This window comes from Acinetobacter apis (genome assembly GCF_900197575.1).
GTDB classification, from domain to species: Bacteria; Pseudomonadota; Gammaproteobacteria; order Pseudomonadales; family Moraxellaceae; genus Acinetobacter; species Acinetobacter apis.
The window spans coordinates 630,019-647,200 of the sequence record NZ_FZLN01000001.1; the positions used below are offsets into that span (position 1 = coordinate 630,019).

The window sequence follows — 17,182 nt, forward strand, 5'->3', positions numbered from 1 at the left end:
GAACACTGTTTTACTTTTCTTTTAGACCCTTATGACTCAACTTAGTATTCGGGACATTGTTGCCTTAGGTTTCATGACCTTTGCCCTATTTATTGGCGCCGGCAACATTATTTTTCCTCCCATTGTCGCTCAACAAGCTGGAGACCATGTTTGGCTTGCAGCATTTGGATTTCTCATTACAGCAGTGGGTTTACCTGTACTGACAATCATTGCGCTTGCACGCGTTGGCGGCTCAATTGAAACATTAAGTTCACCTATCGGTCGTGTAGCAAGCATCGTGTTTACTGTGACATGTTATTTGGCAGTTGGACCACTTTTTGCAACACCTCGTACAGCCACTGTATCATATGCAATTGGATTTTCGCCATATTTTGGTGAATCATCCACTTCTCTGTTCGTCTATAGCTGTATCTATTTTACCATTGTGACGATTGTTTCATTATATCCAAACAAGTTATTAGATACTGTAGGACATGTTTTAGCACCGCTTAAATTAGCTGCTTTAGCAATCTTGTGTATTACCACTATTGTACTTCCTTTGGCATATAGTTCTGCACCAATTAACAATTATGTTGATCGTCCTGTATCAGAAGGCTTGGTCAATGGCTACTTAACCATGGACACTTTGGGTGCATTGGTTTTTGGTATTGTGATTGTGCAAGCAATGTATTCTCGTGGTGTAAGTAATCAAAAATTGGTTTTACGTTATGCCATTATTGCAAGCCTTGTGGCTGGTATTGGTCTGACTGTTTTATACCTATGCTTATTCCGCCTAGGAGTTCAAAGCCATGCATTTATTCCAAATGCAAGCAACGGCGCTGAAATTTTACATGCGTATGTACAACATGCATTTGGCGATTTAGGATCATTATTCTTAAGTGGTTTAATCTTCTTGGCATGTATTGTTACTGCTATTGGCTTAACTTGTTCTTGTGCACAATACTTTCATCGTTTAACTAAATTGCCATACAAGTTATTGGTATTGATTTTAGTGATCTCAGCATTATTGATCTCAAACTTGGGCTTAAATAAGTTAATTGCGATCTCTGTACCTGTACTTACCGCGATTTATCCTCCTGCAATTATTGTAATTGTTTTGAGCTTCTTTTGGCGCTTTATGAATCGTACACATGTGGTATTAATTCCTGTGACACTTGTGTCTTTTATCTTTGGTATTGTTGAAGGATTAAAAGCATCAAGCTTAAAGGATATTGTTCCAAACGCGCTTACAAGTTTACCGCTTGCAGAACAAAATTTAGCATGGCTTATCCCTTCTGTGATTGTACTTGTGCTTGCTGTAATTGTAGATCGACTCAAAAAAGCATAATGTAATTATCACGTTCATTATGTCTAAAAAAGCCTGAACCTTTGAGTTTGGGCTTTTTTATGCGCGAATAAATAAAAATAATATACGATTGTCATAATTCATTAACAAAACTATGATCTACAAAACTTGAATTTCAGTGTTAAATGAGAGAACATGTTATCACGCAATTTTAAAGGGTGATCCCTAACTCTCTATTTGATTTGGAGCTCAATGATGTTATTAACGATTAAAAAAATATTTTTCGAAGCAATGCAAGCAAGACAAAATGCTGTAGTTTATAGCGTTATGGCATTTGCATTATTTATGACCCTCACCATTCAAGGCGTAATTCATGGCAACCTTGAAATGACCCATTTTGCTTATGCGCTTATCACGGCAAGTGCATTCATGCTTTGGATCATGGTTGACCACAAAGTTCGCCAATCAAAATCTTACTAAATTCAATATTCACTTTGAGATGACTTAAAATAAAATTAAATATGTGAAATAAATACGTAAACTATTCAAACTGTTACTCAGTAAAGTTTGCATTTATTTCACCATCTTGGCTATCCTAAAAATCAGGCACTATTGCCTGATTTTTACTTTGGATTGTATTGTGAAAAAATTAATGATGATGGGCATTGCGATCAGCTTAACCAGTCTGAGTGTTACTGCATTTGCTTGCCCAAAAGGCAGCAGCTTACAAGGTGGTACAGGACCGCATCACAAAGGTGGTAAATGTGTGGCTTCATCGTCTACTTCTGCTAAGAAGACAAGCAAAGTTGAACATAAAAAGTAATGTACACAGCGTATATACAGCAGATCAAACATTAAAAAAGGAGGCATTGCCTCCTTTTTTATTAACTATTACCGAGTTTTGGATTATCTATTGCAGCTTTACACAAAGCTTTTTCACGCAAGTAATTGGCTTTGACTTGCGCAATATCTTGATCTTGCTTTTGTACAGCACGTGCCCATGCATCTAAACTGACCAACGACTTACGACATAATGCAAAATTACCTTCAGTGACAGAATCACCCATTTTGACATTGATCATCCAGCGATTGCCTAAATCACGTAAAGGACGGCGTACACTATCATCTAGTTCAGCCACAGGTCGACTTTCAATAAGCGGTTCAACCTGATTAATCAATTGCCAAGCATCATTGGCATATTGTGTCGCATCTTTATTTAATTTTGGCGCAGGTTTAATTTCAACTTTCTGTTGCGAGTTTCCATCACATGCTGTGAGTAAAACCGATAAACCCAATAGAAAAACAACGGCGCAATGTTTTGCCACATTCTCTTCCATTTTCACAAATTGATAGCTGCTATGCTATAAGATTCACTCTATGCACTCAAGTCTAATTATCAGTAATCAATCAGTTAAAGTTTAAGCAGCAAAGTATGGTTTTTAGACTTCTTACTGCTAAAACAATTCATAATTAAGCAAGTTCTGTTATGCTAAAACCACTTGAAGAGAAGGAATTTACCATGAATATTAGCCTTGGCACGCCCCTACAATCCTCAGCATTCAAAGTTTTATTATTAGGTTCAGGTGAACTTGGCAAAGAAGTCGTGATCTCTTTACAACGTCTAGGGGTAGAAGTTCATGCAGCAGACCGTTATGCAGACGCCCCTGCCATGCATGTCGCACATTATCATTATACCTTGAATATGGCAGATGCCGCCGCGTTAAGAAGCCTCATTGATCAAGTTCAACCTCATCTGATCGTTCCTGAAATTGAAGCCATTGCAACCGATGTTTTAATTGAAATCGAAAATAATAAAACTGCAACCGTCATTCCATCAGCCAAAGCTGTCAGCCTGACCATGAATCGTGAAGGTATTCGTTGTCTTGCAGCAGATGAATTACAGCTTCCTACATCAAATTTCCGTTTTGCCAGTGATTTAGACAGTTTCAGAGCCGCGTGTGATGCCATTGGTTATCCCAACTTTGTTAAACCTGTGATGTCATCATCAGGTAAAGGACAATCTTATGTAAAAACGCCAGATGATGTAGACCAAGCATGGAATCATGCCATGAATACGGCGCGTATTAACCAAGGCAAAGTCATTATTGAATCAAAAATTGATTTTGATTTTGAAATTACCTTGTTGACCGTTCGTGCACGAAACCCAAAAAGTGGTGACATTGAAACTCACTTTTGCGCACCGATCGGACATCAACAACAAGATGGTGATTATATTGAGAGTTGGCAGCCTCAGCCAATGTCAGATACCGCATTAACTCGTGCAAAAGACATTGCAGATAAAATTACAACTGCATTAGGCGGATGTGGTCTATTTGGTGTGGAACTCTTTATTCGTGGTGATGATGTATGGTTTAGTGAAGTCTCTCCGCGTCCACATGATACCGGGCTAGTTACACTTGCATCTCAGTATCAAAGCGAATTTGAGTTACATGCACGTGCAATTTTAGGACTCCCTGTCAACACACAACAACATAGTGTTGCTGCAAGCGCTGTAATTTATGCAGGAATTGACCAAAGTAACCTACAGTTTGAACATTTAGAACATGTACTTAGTCACCCCAATACAGACTTAAGACTATTTGGTAAACCTGAAGGCTTTACAAAACGCAGAATGGGTGTTGTTACTGCACGAGCGGAAAACACAGATGATGCCAGAGACATTGCTAGAGAAGCTGCTAGTCGTGTTGTTGTTAAAGCATAACGTTTACTTTCTTATTGTCTCTCATTTGTCTTAGGTATTAACGCATGGATATTGCCCTTCTTTCTGATTATACAACACAGCATCCACCTGCAGTGGCCATTCAAAAGTGGCATGCTGCAATTGAACATCAATTTGATCAGTATTTTTCTGAAGGGCAAAGCATTCGACATATTGTATTAGCACGCTCTAATGCAATTGATGACAGCTTGGCTTATTTATGGCAGCAAGCTGAGCTAAACCAATATACAGACATTAATCTGTTTGCTGTTGGTGGCTATGGTCGTAAAGAGATGTTCCCTTATTCTGACTTAGACATTATGATTTTATCAGAACATGATTTAACAGCAGATCAAGAACGTCATGTTTCTACATTCATTACCTTACTTTGGGACAGCAGCTTTAAACCAGGTATTAGCGTAAGAACATTACAAAGCTGTACTGAACAAGCAGCACAAGATATTACCATTGCAACATCATTAATTGAATCAAGACAGCTCCAGGGTGATCCTAAATTTTCCAAGTACCCACGTTTAAGCGTTCGTGAAACATGGACAGATCGAGAATTTTTTGATGCCAAGATGGAAGAACAAAAGAAGCGTTATGCGCAGCACCATCATACAGAAAGCAATTTAGAACCCGATATTAAAAATGCACCCGGTGGTATTCGAGACATGAATCAAATCGGATGGGTTGCAAAACGACATTTTCGAGTCAATCGAGTCTATGATTTGGTTCATTTGGGCTTTATTTCTGAATTTGAGCTGAAAGTCCTTGAAGAGGCAGAAACCTTTTATTGGGAAATCCGTCATCATTTACATCGCTTAACCAAACGTGATGAAAACCGTTTATTATTTGATTATCAGCGTGAAATTGCTGCAAAGTTTGGCTATGTCAAAACAGATGATGTCTCTCCAAGCTATCCGATTGAACAGTTCATGCGTCGTTATTACCGTAAAGCGCAAGATGTATCAACCTTCAATGAAATTTTATTGGCATACTTTAACCAATCCGTGATATGCCCACGCTCAACAGCATATCAAAAACAAACCATTGCCATTAATGATCGCTTTAAAATTGTTGATGGTAAAATTGCAGTACAACATCATAAAGTTTTTGCTGAAAATCCAAGTGCAATCTTAGAAATTTTTCATTTGCTTTCAATACACCCTGAGATTCGTGGGATTCGTGCCAAAACACTGCGTTTATTGTTTTTAGCAGCAAAACATATCGATCAAAACTTCAGAGACAATGAAGCGCATAAAACCTTATTCATGCAAATTATCCGTTCATCGGACCGTTTATATGAAACACTCTCACATATGCGTCGTTATGGCATTTTAGGCAACTATTTACCAGCTTTTGGGCAAATTATGGGATTAATGCAATATGACTTATTCCATATTTATACGGTAGATCAGCATACTTTGCTTTTACTTCGTAACTTAGAGCGTTTTAAAGCGCCTGAATTTGCCAAAGATTTCCCTGTGGTCAGCTCAGTCTATCAACGTTTAAAACAGCGAGATTTAATTATGATTGCTGCTGTTTTTCATGATATAGCCAAAGGACGCGGTGGCGATCACAGCATTCTAGGTGCAGAAGATGCCCGTGTCTTTTGTCAAAGTCATGGTCTAAACGATAAAGAAACCCATCTCATTGCATGGCTGATTGAAAACCACCTGTTATTGTCAATGACAGCACAAAAGAAAGACATTTCAGATCCAGATGTCATTCAAGCCTTTGCTGCTAAAATTATTGATCTTGATCATTTAGATTATTTATATGCATTAACCGTTGCCGACATTAATGCAACCAATCCTAAACTTTGGAATACATGGCGCGCATCTCTATTGCGTCAGTTATATACTCAAACACGCGATGTGATTCGCTCAGGGAAAGATCGTCCTGTTGATTATCAAATGCTCATTGAAGACACCAAATTTGCAGCAAGTGAGCGTTTAGTAGATAAATTTCCATTAGATGATGTGGAAAACGTGTGGCGTGCTTTAGGCAATGAATACTTTTTAAAAGAATCTGCTGATGATATTGCATGGCATACCCAAGCGATTCTTGCCCATGCCGATCAAACCACTCCGCTTATTATGTTACGGGCACAAAGACAAGCGGCACAAGATGCCGTTCAGCTTTTTATCTATACCCAAGACACCCCGAATTTATTTGCAACCACAGTAGCGATACTTGACCGTATGGACTTAGATGTTCAAGATGCACGGATTATTACCTCAACCACAGCATTTAGTTTAGATACTTATGTGGTATTAGACCGTTTTGGTACTTTATTGACTGATCCACATCGCCAAGAAACCGTGAAGCAAGCATTGGTCCAAGCCTTGAGCCATTTAGATGAATATCCAAATCTTATGCAACGGCGTATTCCAAGACAACTCAGACACTTTAATATTGAAAATAAAGTCAGTATTCAAGCTGATTTGACTTTGAACCAGCACCGCATTGAAATTTCGACATTAGATCACCCCGGTCTCTTGGCGAAAATTGGCGGATTATTTATGATGCGCGGTTTAGATATTCATTCTGCTAAAATTGCGACACTCGGTGAAAAAGCAGAAGATATTTTTTATGTGACACAAAAAAGTGGTGGCATGCTCAGCACCGAAGATGCTGAATTACTGACTATCCAGTTAAAATCGGCTTTAGATGAAGCATCTAATCAAGTTACTCTCCAACACTGATATTTAAGATTATGAATAAGCAAATTAGCGAACTCCATCCATATCCTTTTGAAAAGTTAAAGCAACTTTTAAAAGATATACAACCTGCAGACTTACCTTTAATTCCATTATCGATCGGTGAACCAAAACATCCTGCACCGCAATTTGTCATCGATGTATTACAAGCCAACTTCAAACACTTGTCGACCTATCCTGCAAGCAATGGTTTGCCTGAATTACGAGAAGCGATAGCAGCTTGGCTAACATCACGCTTTCATTTAAAACACATCGATTTTAAAAGTCAGATTTTACCTGTATCCGGAACGCGAGAAGCAATTTTTTCATTTGTACAAGCGACTTTAGATCGTGACAATCGTCCATATGTGGTGATGCCTAACCCGTTTTATCAAATTTATGAAGGTGCAACGATATTAGCAGGTGGACAGCCTTACTTTGTAAATTGTACAGCTGAGAATAACTATCTAGGTGATTTTGATAAAGTGCCTGCTGAAGTATGGCAAAACACTGAAATTTTATTTATCTGTACCCCAGGCAACCCAACAGGCGTTGTATTTTCATCAGAACAACTCAAAAAACTGATTGCGCTGTCAGATCAGTATGATTTTATTATTGCATCTGATGAGTGTTATTCTGAATTGTGGTCAGATCAAGCACCAACAGGTTTATTACAAGCATGTGCTGAGATGGGTCGTCATGACTATAAAAACTGTGTAGTGTTCCATTCTCTGTCTAAACGCTCTAATTTACCCGGATTACGCTCAGGATTTATCGCAGGCGATGCCAATGTTTTAGCACCTTATTTAAAATATCGGACATATCATGGTGCAGCAATGCCAGTACAACACCAGTTGGCATCAATTGCTGCATGGAATGATGAACAACATGTGGAAGAAAATCGCAAGCTTTACCGTGCTAAATTTGATTTATTCCAACAAGAACTTGGACATCTCCTGCCATTTAAACGTCCAGATGCCGGCTTTTACTATTGGTTAAATGTTGACGATGATGAAAAGTTTGCGCAACGTTTAATGCAAGATGCTCATATTAATGTTTTACCGGGTCGCTATCTATCACGTGATACTGCAACCGGCAATCCAGGTCAAAACCATGTCCGAATGGCATTGGTTGCCAATTTACAGCAATGTGAAGAGGTCGTTCAGCGCTTGAAAAAGATTTTATAATAAAAAAAGGAGCCGATTAAGGCTCCTTTTCAATTGATATTTTAAAGTTGACTTAAAATATTATAACAATTAAATACATCGTACTTTTTAATGACAAAGCTTGAATGTAATGCAACTACATTTTCAATTTTTGCGACACGGCGCAATAGAATTTCACTGTAGTTTTCCATATCTTTAGCAACCAACTCAACAATAAAGTCTGCACTTTGCCCTGTAACCAAATAGGCATTAATAATTTCAGGAATTGACTCTAATTCTGCTAAAAAATAATCAAATGTTTCGCTATCATGCTTACTGAGTGAGACTTGCAATAAAATATGCAGTTTAAAACCAAGTTTGGCATAATTGATCCCACGCTTTAGGTTAGTCATGATGCCAGATTCGATCAGCAGCTTAATACGGCGGTGTACCGAACTTACAGACAAATTTACTCGTTCAGACAATTCGTTTAAATTTAAGTCTTCATGAGTGAGTATTTCTAAGATTTGCTTATCAAAGCGGTCGAGTTGCATATTTTTCCTTAGGCTAAACAGAAAAATATTTTAAAGGCGGGCGGCGATGATGTTTGAGAGTCAAGGGAAAACATGCGTTTGCTATCAGCGACACTATGCGGGGTCACATACTGCGTTGGCAAATAAACAGATCGTTTATTCTGCTTCAAGCCGAGTTTAGACCTTTTGGGTCAGCCAATATAAGATCTCCCAATCTCATTTGGCGTTATACTCGATCCCTATCACACCCTGATTCATAATATAGCGTGCTTGCCTTTGAATTATTTTTCTCAATTTGGCTTATTTTTATCGATTTGAAAAAAATTTTCTACATAAAAACTGTTTTTTTATAAATTTTTCCATATGCCATAAAATTAGGTCTTTTTTTATTGCAATGATGAGTATTTAAGACATTTTTTTCAGCCCTATACATCAATTATTTCAGCGACAATAATGCATTGGCGAGTTGCTCTCCCAATTGCTGATAGCCTTGTGGTGAAAAGTGAATACCATCTTTGGCTGCAAGCCCTGATTTCATCCATGCTTTCATTTTACAAGATCCACCCATTGCAGCTTGCCAATCCCAAAATAAAGTGTGCTGCTGTTGTGCCACATCACGTTGCATGGCTTGAAATGCATCTAGTGTTTCAGGACGTGTTCCACACTGACCTTGGGTGTTTATCAGAATTTCCGGTGCAGACACAATTAAAATGGCACTGTCAGGTACAAATTGCCGAATTTGTTGAATATAACTGATTAAAATTTGCTTTTCTTCACTGACATCTTGTTTGTTATATACCTCATTGGTGCCATAAGCCAACACCACAAGATCAGGATGATCATCAAATAAAGCCTTGCCCCATGCGCTATTCCAACGTGAAAGATGTTTTAACTGTGCGCCATTTATTCCAATTGCAGACACCACTGCACCAGGCGTTGAATTGGTAATCCACCATCCACCGAGTGCGGTTTGTGGGCTATGTAATGCTGTCACTGTAAAGGGCAACTGCAATTTATTCAGTTTTACTTGTTCCCACTGATTGTTTTGCTTTAATGTCGCAATTTGTGTCCGCTTACCTTGCGCATCAACCACTTGTAACGGCGCATCTCCTATGCCTTGACGAATATTCACCATTACATCTTTCGCATCTTGCTGCTGTAGTTTATTTTTTATGGTTAATACAGCGCCATCAGCTTTAGGCTCAGCAATCAATCCGCCTAATGTATAGTTCTCATTGCTTGTGGTTCGACTGCTAATCGGCTGCCAATTGACATGATCATAGCCATATAGTGCTAAACGTTGCCCGGTAAAATACATTGGCATTCCCCACCCCATGCCACCATTACCCAGCTCAGCTTGTAAAGTTTGGCGCATTGCACCTGTCATCACATCTGCTGCAGTATGCGAGTCTCCCAATTGAATCACATTCAATTGCTGTGTTTTGATGGATTGAAGCAAATGTTTGGTATTGGGCTCAGCAAAGTTGACTAAGGGATCCGCCAATGCCAAAGATCCCAACAAGACATGACCACATATCAAACTAAGTACACCACCTTTTATTGCATACAGCATGGGTTTAATCATGAGACACCACTTTTATTTGATCTAAAATTGCCTGTGCAATCAATTTTTGTCCTTCTGTAGTGAAATGAATCCCGTCTGCTGTTCTTAATTTTTTAAAGCCTTTTTCAGTTTGTATGCCTTGACGAAATTCATCTTTCGTTTCAGACAATACATGACGGGTATCAATTAATCCTACACCTTCTTTTTCAATTTCTTGTTGAATCACTTGAATCAAAAACTGCATCTTTTGATTTAAGTCAGTTTTACCCATGTTTGGCGGCGTTAACCACAACACTTGTGTACCTTGTGCTTTGGCATCATGAATAATTTGTGCAATCCGTTTTTGATAAGCTGCTGCCCATGTTGGTGTGCCAAATTTAAGCCATTGCTTCTCATCATATAAATCCCAAGGATCATTTGGCCCTAAAAACACCACCAATAGCTTAATTTGCGGCTGCGCTTTTAAAGTCTGACGGATTGTTGTTGGCCAATCAAAGAGTTTAGTGTATGTCAGACCTGTACTTTGTTTACTTAAATTAAGACTTTTGAGTTGGTATTGTTCACTCAACTGTTTTTGTACATGCGGAGCTACCCCTTGCATTAAAGAATCGCCTGCAAATAACACCTGATCCTTTGCAGTCAGCTCAATCCGCATTGGTGATGCATCAATCATTGCTTCAACCACAGGTACACTCGCGGTCATCGGTTCTATCGCTTCAATCGGCTCAGATGGTAAGCCAATGACTTGTTGCGCAGCATGAGGGGTATCCACTGTTATGCTGATATCAGCAGCAATCACAGGTTGTTTAGCTTGACTTGGCAAAGGATGAACCAGCCAAGTATTCACCTCATCGATGATTTGCTGATGTACCGACTGAATATGAACATCCAATTGCTCTTTCTGCTCACCAAGCATCAACCCGAGCTCTCCGCCCAAACGCCAAAGTTGGTATTGATCTAAAAATACAAGTGGGCTGTCACGATGATAAGTTTGTTGCACATAAGCATTCACCGAATGCTGCATTAACCAAAGACTAAACAGACATGCAAAAATTAATATCGATAACACTAAGCCACAAGCATGATGCTGCACATTAGGCTCTGACTCAGCAGAGCACTGAAGTGAATGGACAACGGCTATTTTTGAATTAGAAGTTTGCATAGATGAAGCCTGGAATACCTGAAGGTGAACAAATAAGAACAACCACAAAAACAATAAACAACGGAACAAAAGACCGTGGTGTCAGCTTGAATGAATATATTACGTTTGGTTGACCAAGGCGCTGATAAATAAATGGATAAATTATCCAAGCCAATAACAATAAACTGAGCATATAAAATGGATTGGTTGTGAGTGGAACATCAAACATGTTGAATGCAAGGGCCTGAAAAATCTCATTGGCGTCTGTTAAGGTTTTCGCTTGAAAGAAAATAAACGCCAAGCAAACAAAGTGTACTGTCACCACACGACCAATCACATGCCCCAAACGACCTGTGTTTGCCAACGCATTACGGCGATCTTTGACGCCTAAGCGATGAGCAAGTAAATCTGTAAGATTGAGTAAAATGAGTGCAAAACCATGTAATGCACCCCAAATCACAAATCCCCAGCCTGCGCCGTGCCAAATACCAGATAACACCATGGCCAATAACAAATGTGCTTGTGTTCGCGCTAAACTGCCGCGGCTGCCCCCGAGTGGAATATAAATATAATCTCGTATCCATGTGGATAATGAGATGTGCCAACGATCCCAAAAATCACGAATGTTGTAAGCCAATAACGGTGCTCTAAAATTGACAGGCAATTTGAATCCAAGCAACAATGCAAAACCGAGCATTAACTCGCTATACCCTGAGAAATCTAAAAATAACTGTAAGGTATATCCATAAATAGCGGCCAATACCTCAAAACTTTGGTATTGCAGCGGATTTTGAAAAACAGGATTCACCCACTGTGTGGCAATCCAACTGGCAATCCACCATTTTTTTATTAAAGCCAACAGAATCAGAAATAAAGCAAACCCCGGATACACCACTTGCCGAGGGTGTATACTATTTAACTGTCTTCCCATCGCAGAAGATTCGCCATCTACTGCCGTTAAGCCTTTTGCTTCATAGACTCTAGCAATGGGCCCTGCGGTGATGGTAAATAATAACGAAAAATAGGTGCATGCTTGTAAACAAGACAAGCGAGGGAGTGGTATGTTTTGTTTAGCGCGATCAACCAAATAACTAATCGATTGAAACGAATAATATGACAAACCAAGTGGCATGATTAAATCACTCCACAGCCATGCAGAATCTGCATGCAAGGCGTGCAAAACTTGATCTGTTTGTGTTTTAAAAAAATCAAAATATTTAAATACAGACAATTGCAGCAGCGTGACTATTACTGCTAATCGAACAATCCATGTTTTATATTTATGAAAGCGATCTAGAGCATAAGATGCTGCATAAATGCTTAGGCTATAGATCAATAATAAACCCACAGCATACATATTTGACATTAAATAAATGCATAAATAGCTAAACAGCATCAATAATGCATTTTGCAGATGGATGTGACGTTGACATAGCCAGTATGCGATATAAAAAACAATAAAGCAGATTGCAAACTCGATAGACAAAAAGGAGAACATTAAGGTCATGCATTACAAAATTTAATGCATCATATCTGAAATATTACAAAAATAATTCAATTCTTATAAAATTCATAAAAGCTTCATATTCAATGCTTTTTCCAATCATGGAATGCAGTTTTTTGAACGTATATTGCGCTTCGTTTGCATTAAGTCCACACAAATCCATTTTTTATACATATATCTTTTGTATATTGTCGCTAGATGCAAATTATAAGGATTTTCTCATGGATGCAACAATCAATATGAACGTGGTTCGTAACCAATCAGATGATATCGTAGTGATGCTTAAATCACTTGCGAATAAAGATCGTCTGATTATTTTGAGTCATTTATTGGTCGAAGAATTGAATGTTTCTGAAATTGAAACCAAAACACGTATCCTTCAACCTACATTATCTCAACAGTTGATGATTTTAAGAAAAAATGGCGTAGTCAATACCAGACGTTCAGGCAAACAAATTTACTATTCAGTAAAAGATCATCGCTTTTATTCAATCTTAAATAAATGCTCGCAATTTTATCAGTAAGATCTCATATGAAGTAAAATGTTCCCCCCGATGTTTAGCGTGCATTTTACTTCAAAAACGCTCTCCTGCCTTACATCTCTCCATACTACACCCTCTCAATAACGCCTAACAATTGATCAAATTGATTCAATTTGTTCTTTTTTTGCTTAAAAAAAAGACTAAATTGTCATCTTTCATTGAAACTTTGTCATTTTAACAGTAAAAGTGTCCTTCAAAATTCGTCACCTGTTTCTCTATAAACACAGATTTTGACCATCAATTAAATTTAATGAATCAATTGAATGGTTAAAAATGTTAAGAAGGCTTTTTTATGCTGTCTGTTTTAAAACGCTCAAGTTTAGTTACAAGGATCGTTATTGCGATTGTTTTAGGTATTGCCTGTGCATTACTGTTTCCCAATGCAGCATCCTATTTCAGTTTACTCGGTGATGTATTTATCAAAGCATTAAAGTCTGTCGCACCGATTTTAGTCTTTGTTCTTGTGATTTCCTCTGTAGCCAGTTTTAAAACCAATCAAAGCGCAAAGAACTTTAAACCGATTATGCTCATGTATGCGATAGGCATGTTGTTGGCAGCATTAAGTGCTGTGGTTGCAGATCAACTCTTTCCAACACAGCTCATATTACAATTACCACCTGAGCAAGGCGTGCAAGCACCAGGCAGTGTTGGTGTTGTACTCAAAAATTTAGTCTTAAGTTTTGTTTCTAATCCTGTAGCAGCATTGGCAGAAGCCAACTTCATTGGCGTATTAGCGTGGGCGATTGCCTTAGGAGCAGCATTTCGTCATAGCTCTGAGACCACTAAAACCGTCCTCCATGATTTATCAAAAGCAATCAATAAAGTCATTCATTTGGTCATCTCCTTTGCACCCCTTGGCATTTTTGGATTAGTTACAGTAACCTTTGCTTCTGCTGGCATTGATACCTTAAAAAGCTATACCCATTTATTGGCAGTTTTATTGGGTACAATGGTATTTGTTGCTTTGGTGGTGAATCCAATCATTGTGGCGTATGTCATTAAGTCAAATCCATACCCATTGGTATTTAAATGCTTAAAAGAAAGTGGGATCACTGCTTTTTTCACTCGAAGCTCTGCTGCTAATATTCCTGTGAATATGGATTTAGCACGCCGTTGTGGAGTTGATGAATCGACAACAAATGTGGTGTTACCACTAGGTTGTACCATTAATATGGCAGGTGCTGCTGTCACAATTACCACATTAACTTTGGCTACTGTAAATACGCTTGGTATTCCGGTTGATTTCTCAACCATGTTGGTACTTTGTATTGTTGCAAGTGTATCGGCATGTGGTGCATCTGGTGTGGCAGGCGGTTCGCTGCTATTAATTCCTGTTGCATGTGGTTTATTCGGTATTTCATCTGAAATTGCCATGCAAGTGGTCGCAATTGGTATGGTCATCAGTGTATTACAAGACTCAACTGAAACAGCGCTCAACTCATCAACAGATGTGCTCTTTGTGATTGCAGGCGATCAAGCATTTAAAAACAAATCTTAGATCAAGTTATCACAACGTTGTATCTTCAATCCAATCAACAGTATAATTTATTTATGCTGTTGATTCTTTTTATCAAAGCCAAGATTTTTTCTTTCACTGTCATTGTTTTGGATCATGAATTATGGTTAAAAATGCCTTACAAGCCCAACTTTTAAAAGCAGGATTGGTTGATCAAAAAAAAGCTAAAAAACTAACCAAACAAGCGCAACATGAACAACGAACAGGTCAAGATCATCGTGCTGAATTGGCGGCTGAAATTAATAAAAATCAGCAATCAAAACAAGAAAAAGATTTGAACTTAAATGCCATTAAACAGCAGCAGCTTGAAGAAAGAACATTAAAAGCCAATATCAAGCAAATGATTCAGCAACATAAAATCAAAGATACAGATGGCGAAATTGGTTATCAATTTATTGATGAAAACAAAATTAAAAAAATCTATCTTGATCAGCAGGTTTATAACGCCTTGGTTGCTGGCAGTTTAGTCATTGCACAAGCACCGCCTTCTTATGCCATATTACCTAAAGCATTGGCTGAACGAATTGATCAAAAAATACAAGGCTTTATTATATGGAATCAATCTGAAAAGAATGATCAAACCACAGACGAAAATGACCCATATGCCGCTTATGTTATTCCTGATGATTTAATGTGGTAAACCCAAACAATATTATTTTCTACTCACTTTTAAATAGGTCATATTATTTATGCAAGTTATGCAACTGGTTCGAGAAATTACTGATTGGACCAATCAGTTCCCTTGGCTTGAGATGTTATCTAGTTTAGGTATTCTTTTATTCACAGCATATGCTTCAAATTTTGTGGCCAAAAAAATAGTAATCCAAGGCATACGTAAAGTATTGTCTAAACTACCTGCTGCACGAAATTCAGTTTTAGTGAACTATCATGTTATTCAACGCTTTGCCAATGTTGTACCTGCGCTTATTATTTTAAATGGCATTGATTCAGTCCCACATTTAACCACGAAGATTGTCTATTTATTACAAATGTTGGCACAGGCTTGGATATTTTTTAGTATTACTCGCACCATCAGTGAATTATTAAACGTATTTCACGCGCTCTATCAGCGCAAACCTACAGCACATAATCGTCCAATTAAAGGCTACTTACAGCTGGTTAAATTGATGCTGTTTATCATTTGTGCACTAATGATTTTAGGCACTTTCTTAAAGAAAGATGTATTTAACTTATTGGCAGGATTCGGTGCGATGGCAACCGTGCTCATGTTGGTCTTTCAAAATACTATTTTATCTTTGGTCGCAAGTGTCCAAATTTCATCTTATGACATGATTCGAATTGGCGATTGGATTGAAATGCCATCATTAAATGCTGATGGTGATGTGATTGATATGTCTTTACATACCATCACAGTGCAAAATTTTGATAAAACCATTACCACAATACCAACCAATAAATTAATCACAGATACATTTAAAAATTGGCGTATTGTACGTGCTGAAAATGTTCGACGAATCAAACGTTCAATCTATATTGATCAAAGCAGTGTTCGCTTTATGACACCTGATGAGCTTAATCGCTTAAAACAATTTTTATTACTGCATCTTTATTTAGACAAAAAAGAAAGTGAAATCAGTGAATTTAATCAAAACTTGGTTGATCAGTCTGAATATAATCAGCGCCGTCTGACCAATTTAGGGACATTTCGAGCTTATGTTGAGTTTTATTTAAAACAAAATCAGCATATTGCCCAAAAAGAATTGCTTATTGTGCGTCAAATGCAACCGACCAGTACAGGCTTACCTCTTGAGATTTATGCATTTACCAATACTGCAATATGGGTTGAATACGAAGCCATTCAATCGGATATTTTTGATCACTTGATTGCAATTTTACCTGAATTTCAATTGAAAATTTATCAAGCACCGACATTACCTTAAACTTGCAGTAAACGATATGATCACGCTTAGGCTTAAACTTTGAGCCTAAGTATGATTATGACACTTTAGCCCATACAACAGGTTCAATGAGTGCCTCTTGTACACGTTGAGGTCGCTTCAAACGAATTAAAGGCAAATATAACGATAAAACATCATCCACATGAACCGATAAAATCTGTTGGTTACTTGGGCTCCACACAGAAGCAATCGTTTGGCTTTGACCTTGCGTCACAGCAAAGATATAAGACTGACCTTTTAAACACAGACGTTTATCTTCAAGAAACAAAGCATGAGACAACCAAGTCTGATTAAGCCAAAGTTGCAGCACATCACCCAAATAAAGCTGCTCTTGGCTGATGAGTGAAAAATGCAATACAGCAGATTCTACAGGCTGATAATATAACTCTGCTGATGTGATAATGCGTTGATAGTTGTCTTGATAAAACTGAAAATGAGAAAAGATTTGCTTGATGGTTAGCTTAGACATAGCAATGCTCCAGTTTAGCCATTTAGTGCTGGCAAGTTAGATTAAATCCACACTGTCTAAAAAATTAGACGATTGATGAGACTTTAATTTAGCAGAATCTTTTGCAAATAAAAATATAAATTTATGAAATTCAAGTAAAT

Annotated in this window: 16 protein-coding genes; 10 read left to right on the plus strand and 6 right to left on the minus strand. The window is 38.0% G+C overall.

Going from position 1 to position 17,182, the window contains the following annotated elements:
* The first annotated feature begins 31 nt into the window (after window positions 1–31).
* The 3 genes from brnQ to CFY84_RS02895 all read left to right on the plus strand — a co-directional run bounded on the left by brnQ (window position 32) and on the right by CFY84_RS02895 (window position 2,108).
* Window positions 32–1,327, plus strand: a complete 1,296-nt coding sequence (gene brnQ / locus CFY84_RS02885; RefSeq protein WP_088822691.1) for a branched-chain amino acid transport system II carrier protein — start codon at window positions 32–34, stop codon at window positions 1,325–1,327.
* Between the two features lie 210 nt (window positions 1,328–1,537).
* Entirely contained in the window at window positions 1,538–1,765 is a 228-nt protein-coding gene (locus CFY84_RS02890) for a hypothetical protein (RefSeq protein WP_088822692.1), read from the plus strand.
* A gap of 160 nt (window positions 1,766–1,925) precedes the next feature.
* Window positions 1,926–2,108, plus strand: a complete 183-nt coding sequence (locus CFY84_RS02895; RefSeq protein WP_088822693.1) for a hypothetical protein — start codon at window positions 1,926–1,928, stop codon at window positions 2,106–2,108.
* A gap of 61 nt (window positions 2,109–2,169) precedes the next feature.
* Here the strand turns inward: CFY84_RS02895 and CFY84_RS02900 are convergent, their stop codons facing one another.
* Window positions 2,170–2,622, minus strand: coding sequence for a hypothetical protein (locus CFY84_RS02900; protein ID WP_088822694.1), 453 nt, complete (start codon window positions 2,620–2,622; stop codon window positions 2,170–2,172).
* Between the two features lie 182 nt (window positions 2,623–2,804).
* Here CFY84_RS02900 and purT point away from each other — a divergent pair, with 182 nt between their 5' ends.
* The 3 genes from purT to dapC are packed head-to-tail and all read left to right on the plus strand — an operon-like array spanning window position 2,805 to window position 7,896.
* Window positions 2,805–4,007 (plus strand): formate-dependent phosphoribosylglycinamide formyltransferase, encoded by a 1,203-nt coding sequence (purT, locus tag CFY84_RS02905; protein WP_088822695.1) that lies wholly within the window; start codon window positions 2,805–2,807, stop codon window positions 4,005–4,007.
* 44 nt (window positions 4,008–4,051) lie between these two features.
* Complete coding sequence (gene glnD / locus CFY84_RS02910) at window positions 4,052–6,715, plus strand: [protein-PII] uridylyltransferase (RefSeq protein WP_088822696.1); 2,664 nt, start codon at window positions 4,052–4,054, stop codon at window positions 6,713–6,715.
* Window positions 6,716–6,726: 11 nt separating this feature from the next.
* On the plus strand, window positions 6,727–7,896 hold the full coding sequence (dapC, locus tag CFY84_RS02915; RefSeq protein WP_088822697.1) for a succinyldiaminopimelate transaminase: 1,170 nt from the start codon (window positions 6,727–6,729) through the stop codon (window positions 7,894–7,896).
* Between the two features lie 41 nt (window positions 7,897–7,937).
* Here dapC and CFY84_RS02920 read toward each other — a convergent pair whose 3' ends face one another.
* The 4 genes from CFY84_RS02920 to CFY84_RS02935 form a co-directional block, all read right to left on the minus strand.
* Entirely contained in the window at window positions 7,938–8,408 is a 471-nt protein-coding gene (locus CFY84_RS02920) for an Lrp/AsnC family transcriptional regulator (RefSeq protein WP_088822698.1), read from the minus strand.
* 415 nt (window positions 8,409–8,823) lie between these two features.
* A complete protein-coding gene (locus tag CFY84_RS02925; RefSeq protein WP_088822699.1) occupies window positions 8,824–9,972 on the minus strand; it encodes a GDSL-type esterase/lipase family protein in 1,149 nt (382 codons plus the stop codon).
* Complete coding sequence (locus tag CFY84_RS02930; RefSeq protein WP_088822700.1) at window positions 9,965–11,113, minus strand: SGNH/GDSL hydrolase family protein; 1,149 nt, start codon at window positions 11,111–11,113, stop codon at window positions 9,965–9,967. The genes CFY84_RS02925 and CFY84_RS02930 overlap by 8 nt, the downstream gene beginning before the upstream one ends.
* The gene (locus tag CFY84_RS02935; RefSeq protein ID WP_228149580.1) at window positions 11,100–12,458 is read right to left on the minus strand and encodes an MBOAT family O-acyltransferase; all 1,359 of its coding nucleotides are present in this window, start codon (window positions 12,456–12,458) and stop codon (window positions 11,100–11,102) included. Before CFY84_RS02935 ends, CFY84_RS02930 begins: the two co-directional genes overlap by 14 nt.
* A gap of 359 nt (window positions 12,459–12,817) precedes the next feature.
* Here CFY84_RS02935 and CFY84_RS02940 point away from each other — a divergent pair, with 359 nt between their 5' ends.
* From CFY84_RS02940 to CFY84_RS02955, 4 genes are all read left to right on the plus strand, one after another.
* Complete coding sequence (locus CFY84_RS02940) at window positions 12,818–13,120, plus strand: ArsR/SmtB family transcription factor (protein WP_088822701.1); 303 nt, start codon at window positions 12,818–12,820, stop codon at window positions 13,118–13,120.
* A 310-nt stretch (window positions 13,121–13,430) separates the two neighbouring features.
* Window positions 13,431–14,636: a serine/threonine transporter SstT gene (gene sstT / locus CFY84_RS02945; protein ID WP_088822702.1), complete on the plus strand. Its 1,206-nt coding sequence runs from the start codon at window positions 13,431–13,433 to the stop codon at window positions 14,634–14,636.
* 121 nt (window positions 14,637–14,757) lie between these two features.
* Complete coding sequence (locus CFY84_RS02950) at window positions 14,758–15,294, plus strand: DUF2058 domain-containing protein (protein WP_088822703.1); 537 nt, start codon at window positions 14,758–14,760, stop codon at window positions 15,292–15,294.
* 49 nt (window positions 15,295–15,343) lie between these two features.
* A complete protein-coding gene (locus CFY84_RS02955) occupies window positions 15,344–16,555 on the plus strand; it encodes a mechanosensitive ion channel family protein (RefSeq protein WP_088822704.1) in 1,212 nt (403 codons plus the stop codon).
* A gap of 55 nt (window positions 16,556–16,610) precedes the next feature.
* On the opposite strand, the gene CFY84_RS02960 is transcribed toward CFY84_RS02955, so the two are convergent.
* Window positions 16,611–17,042 (minus strand): hypothetical protein, encoded by a 432-nt coding sequence (locus CFY84_RS02960; RefSeq protein WP_088822705.1) that lies wholly within the window; start codon window positions 17,040–17,042, stop codon window positions 16,611–16,613.
* Between the last annotated feature and the right edge of the window lie 140 nt (window positions 17,043–17,182).

Coding starts and splice junctions, on each gene's coding strand:
- CFY84_RS02960 (WP_088822705.1), bottom strand. CDS start 17,042: ATGTCTAAGCTAACCATCAAGCAAATCTTTTCTCATTTTCAGTTTTAT.
- sstT (WP_088822702.1), top strand. CDS start 13,431: ATGCTGTCTGTTTTAAAACGCTCAAGTTTAGTTACAAGGATCGTTATT.
- glnD (WP_088822696.1), top strand. CDS start 4,052: ATGGATATTGCCCTTCTTTCTGATTATACAACACAGCATCCACCTGCA.
- CFY84_RS02920 (WP_088822698.1), bottom strand. CDS start 8,408: ATGCAACTCGACCGCTTTGATAAGCAAATCTTAGAAATACTCACTCAT.
- CFY84_RS02935 (WP_228149580.1), bottom strand. CDS start 12,458: ATGTCAAATATGTATGCTGTGGGTTTATTATTGATCTATAGCCTAAGC.
- CFY84_RS02950 (WP_088822703.1), top strand. CDS start 14,758: ATGGTTAAAAATGCCTTACAAGCCCAACTTTTAAAAGCAGGATTGGTT.
- CFY84_RS02890 (WP_088822692.1), top strand. CDS start 1,538: ATGATGTTATTAACGATTAAAAAAATATTTTTCGAAGCAATGCAAGCA.
- CFY84_RS02955 (WP_088822704.1), top strand. CDS start 15,344: ATGCAAGTTATGCAACTGGTTCGAGAAATTACTGATTGGACCAATCAG.
- CFY84_RS02900 (WP_088822694.1), bottom strand. CDS start 2,622: ATGGAAGAGAATGTGGCAAAACATTGCGCCGTTGTTTTTCTATTGGGT.
- purT (WP_088822695.1), top strand. CDS start 2,805: ATGAATATTAGCCTTGGCACGCCCCTACAATCCTCAGCATTCAAAGTT.
- CFY84_RS02930 (WP_088822700.1), bottom strand. CDS start 11,113: ATGCAAACTTCTAATTCAAAAATAGCCGTTGTCCATTCACTTCAGTGC.
- brnQ (WP_088822691.1), top strand. CDS start 32: ATGACTCAACTTAGTATTCGGGACATTGTTGCCTTAGGTTTCATGACC.
- CFY84_RS02940 (WP_088822701.1), top strand. CDS start 12,818: ATGGATGCAACAATCAATATGAACGTGGTTCGTAACCAATCAGATGAT.
- dapC (WP_088822697.1), top strand. CDS start 6,727: ATGAATAAGCAAATTAGCGAACTCCATCCATATCCTTTTGAAAAGTTA.
- CFY84_RS02925 (WP_088822699.1), bottom strand. CDS start 9,972: ATGATTAAACCCATGCTGTATGCAATAAAAGGTGGTGTACTTAGTTTG.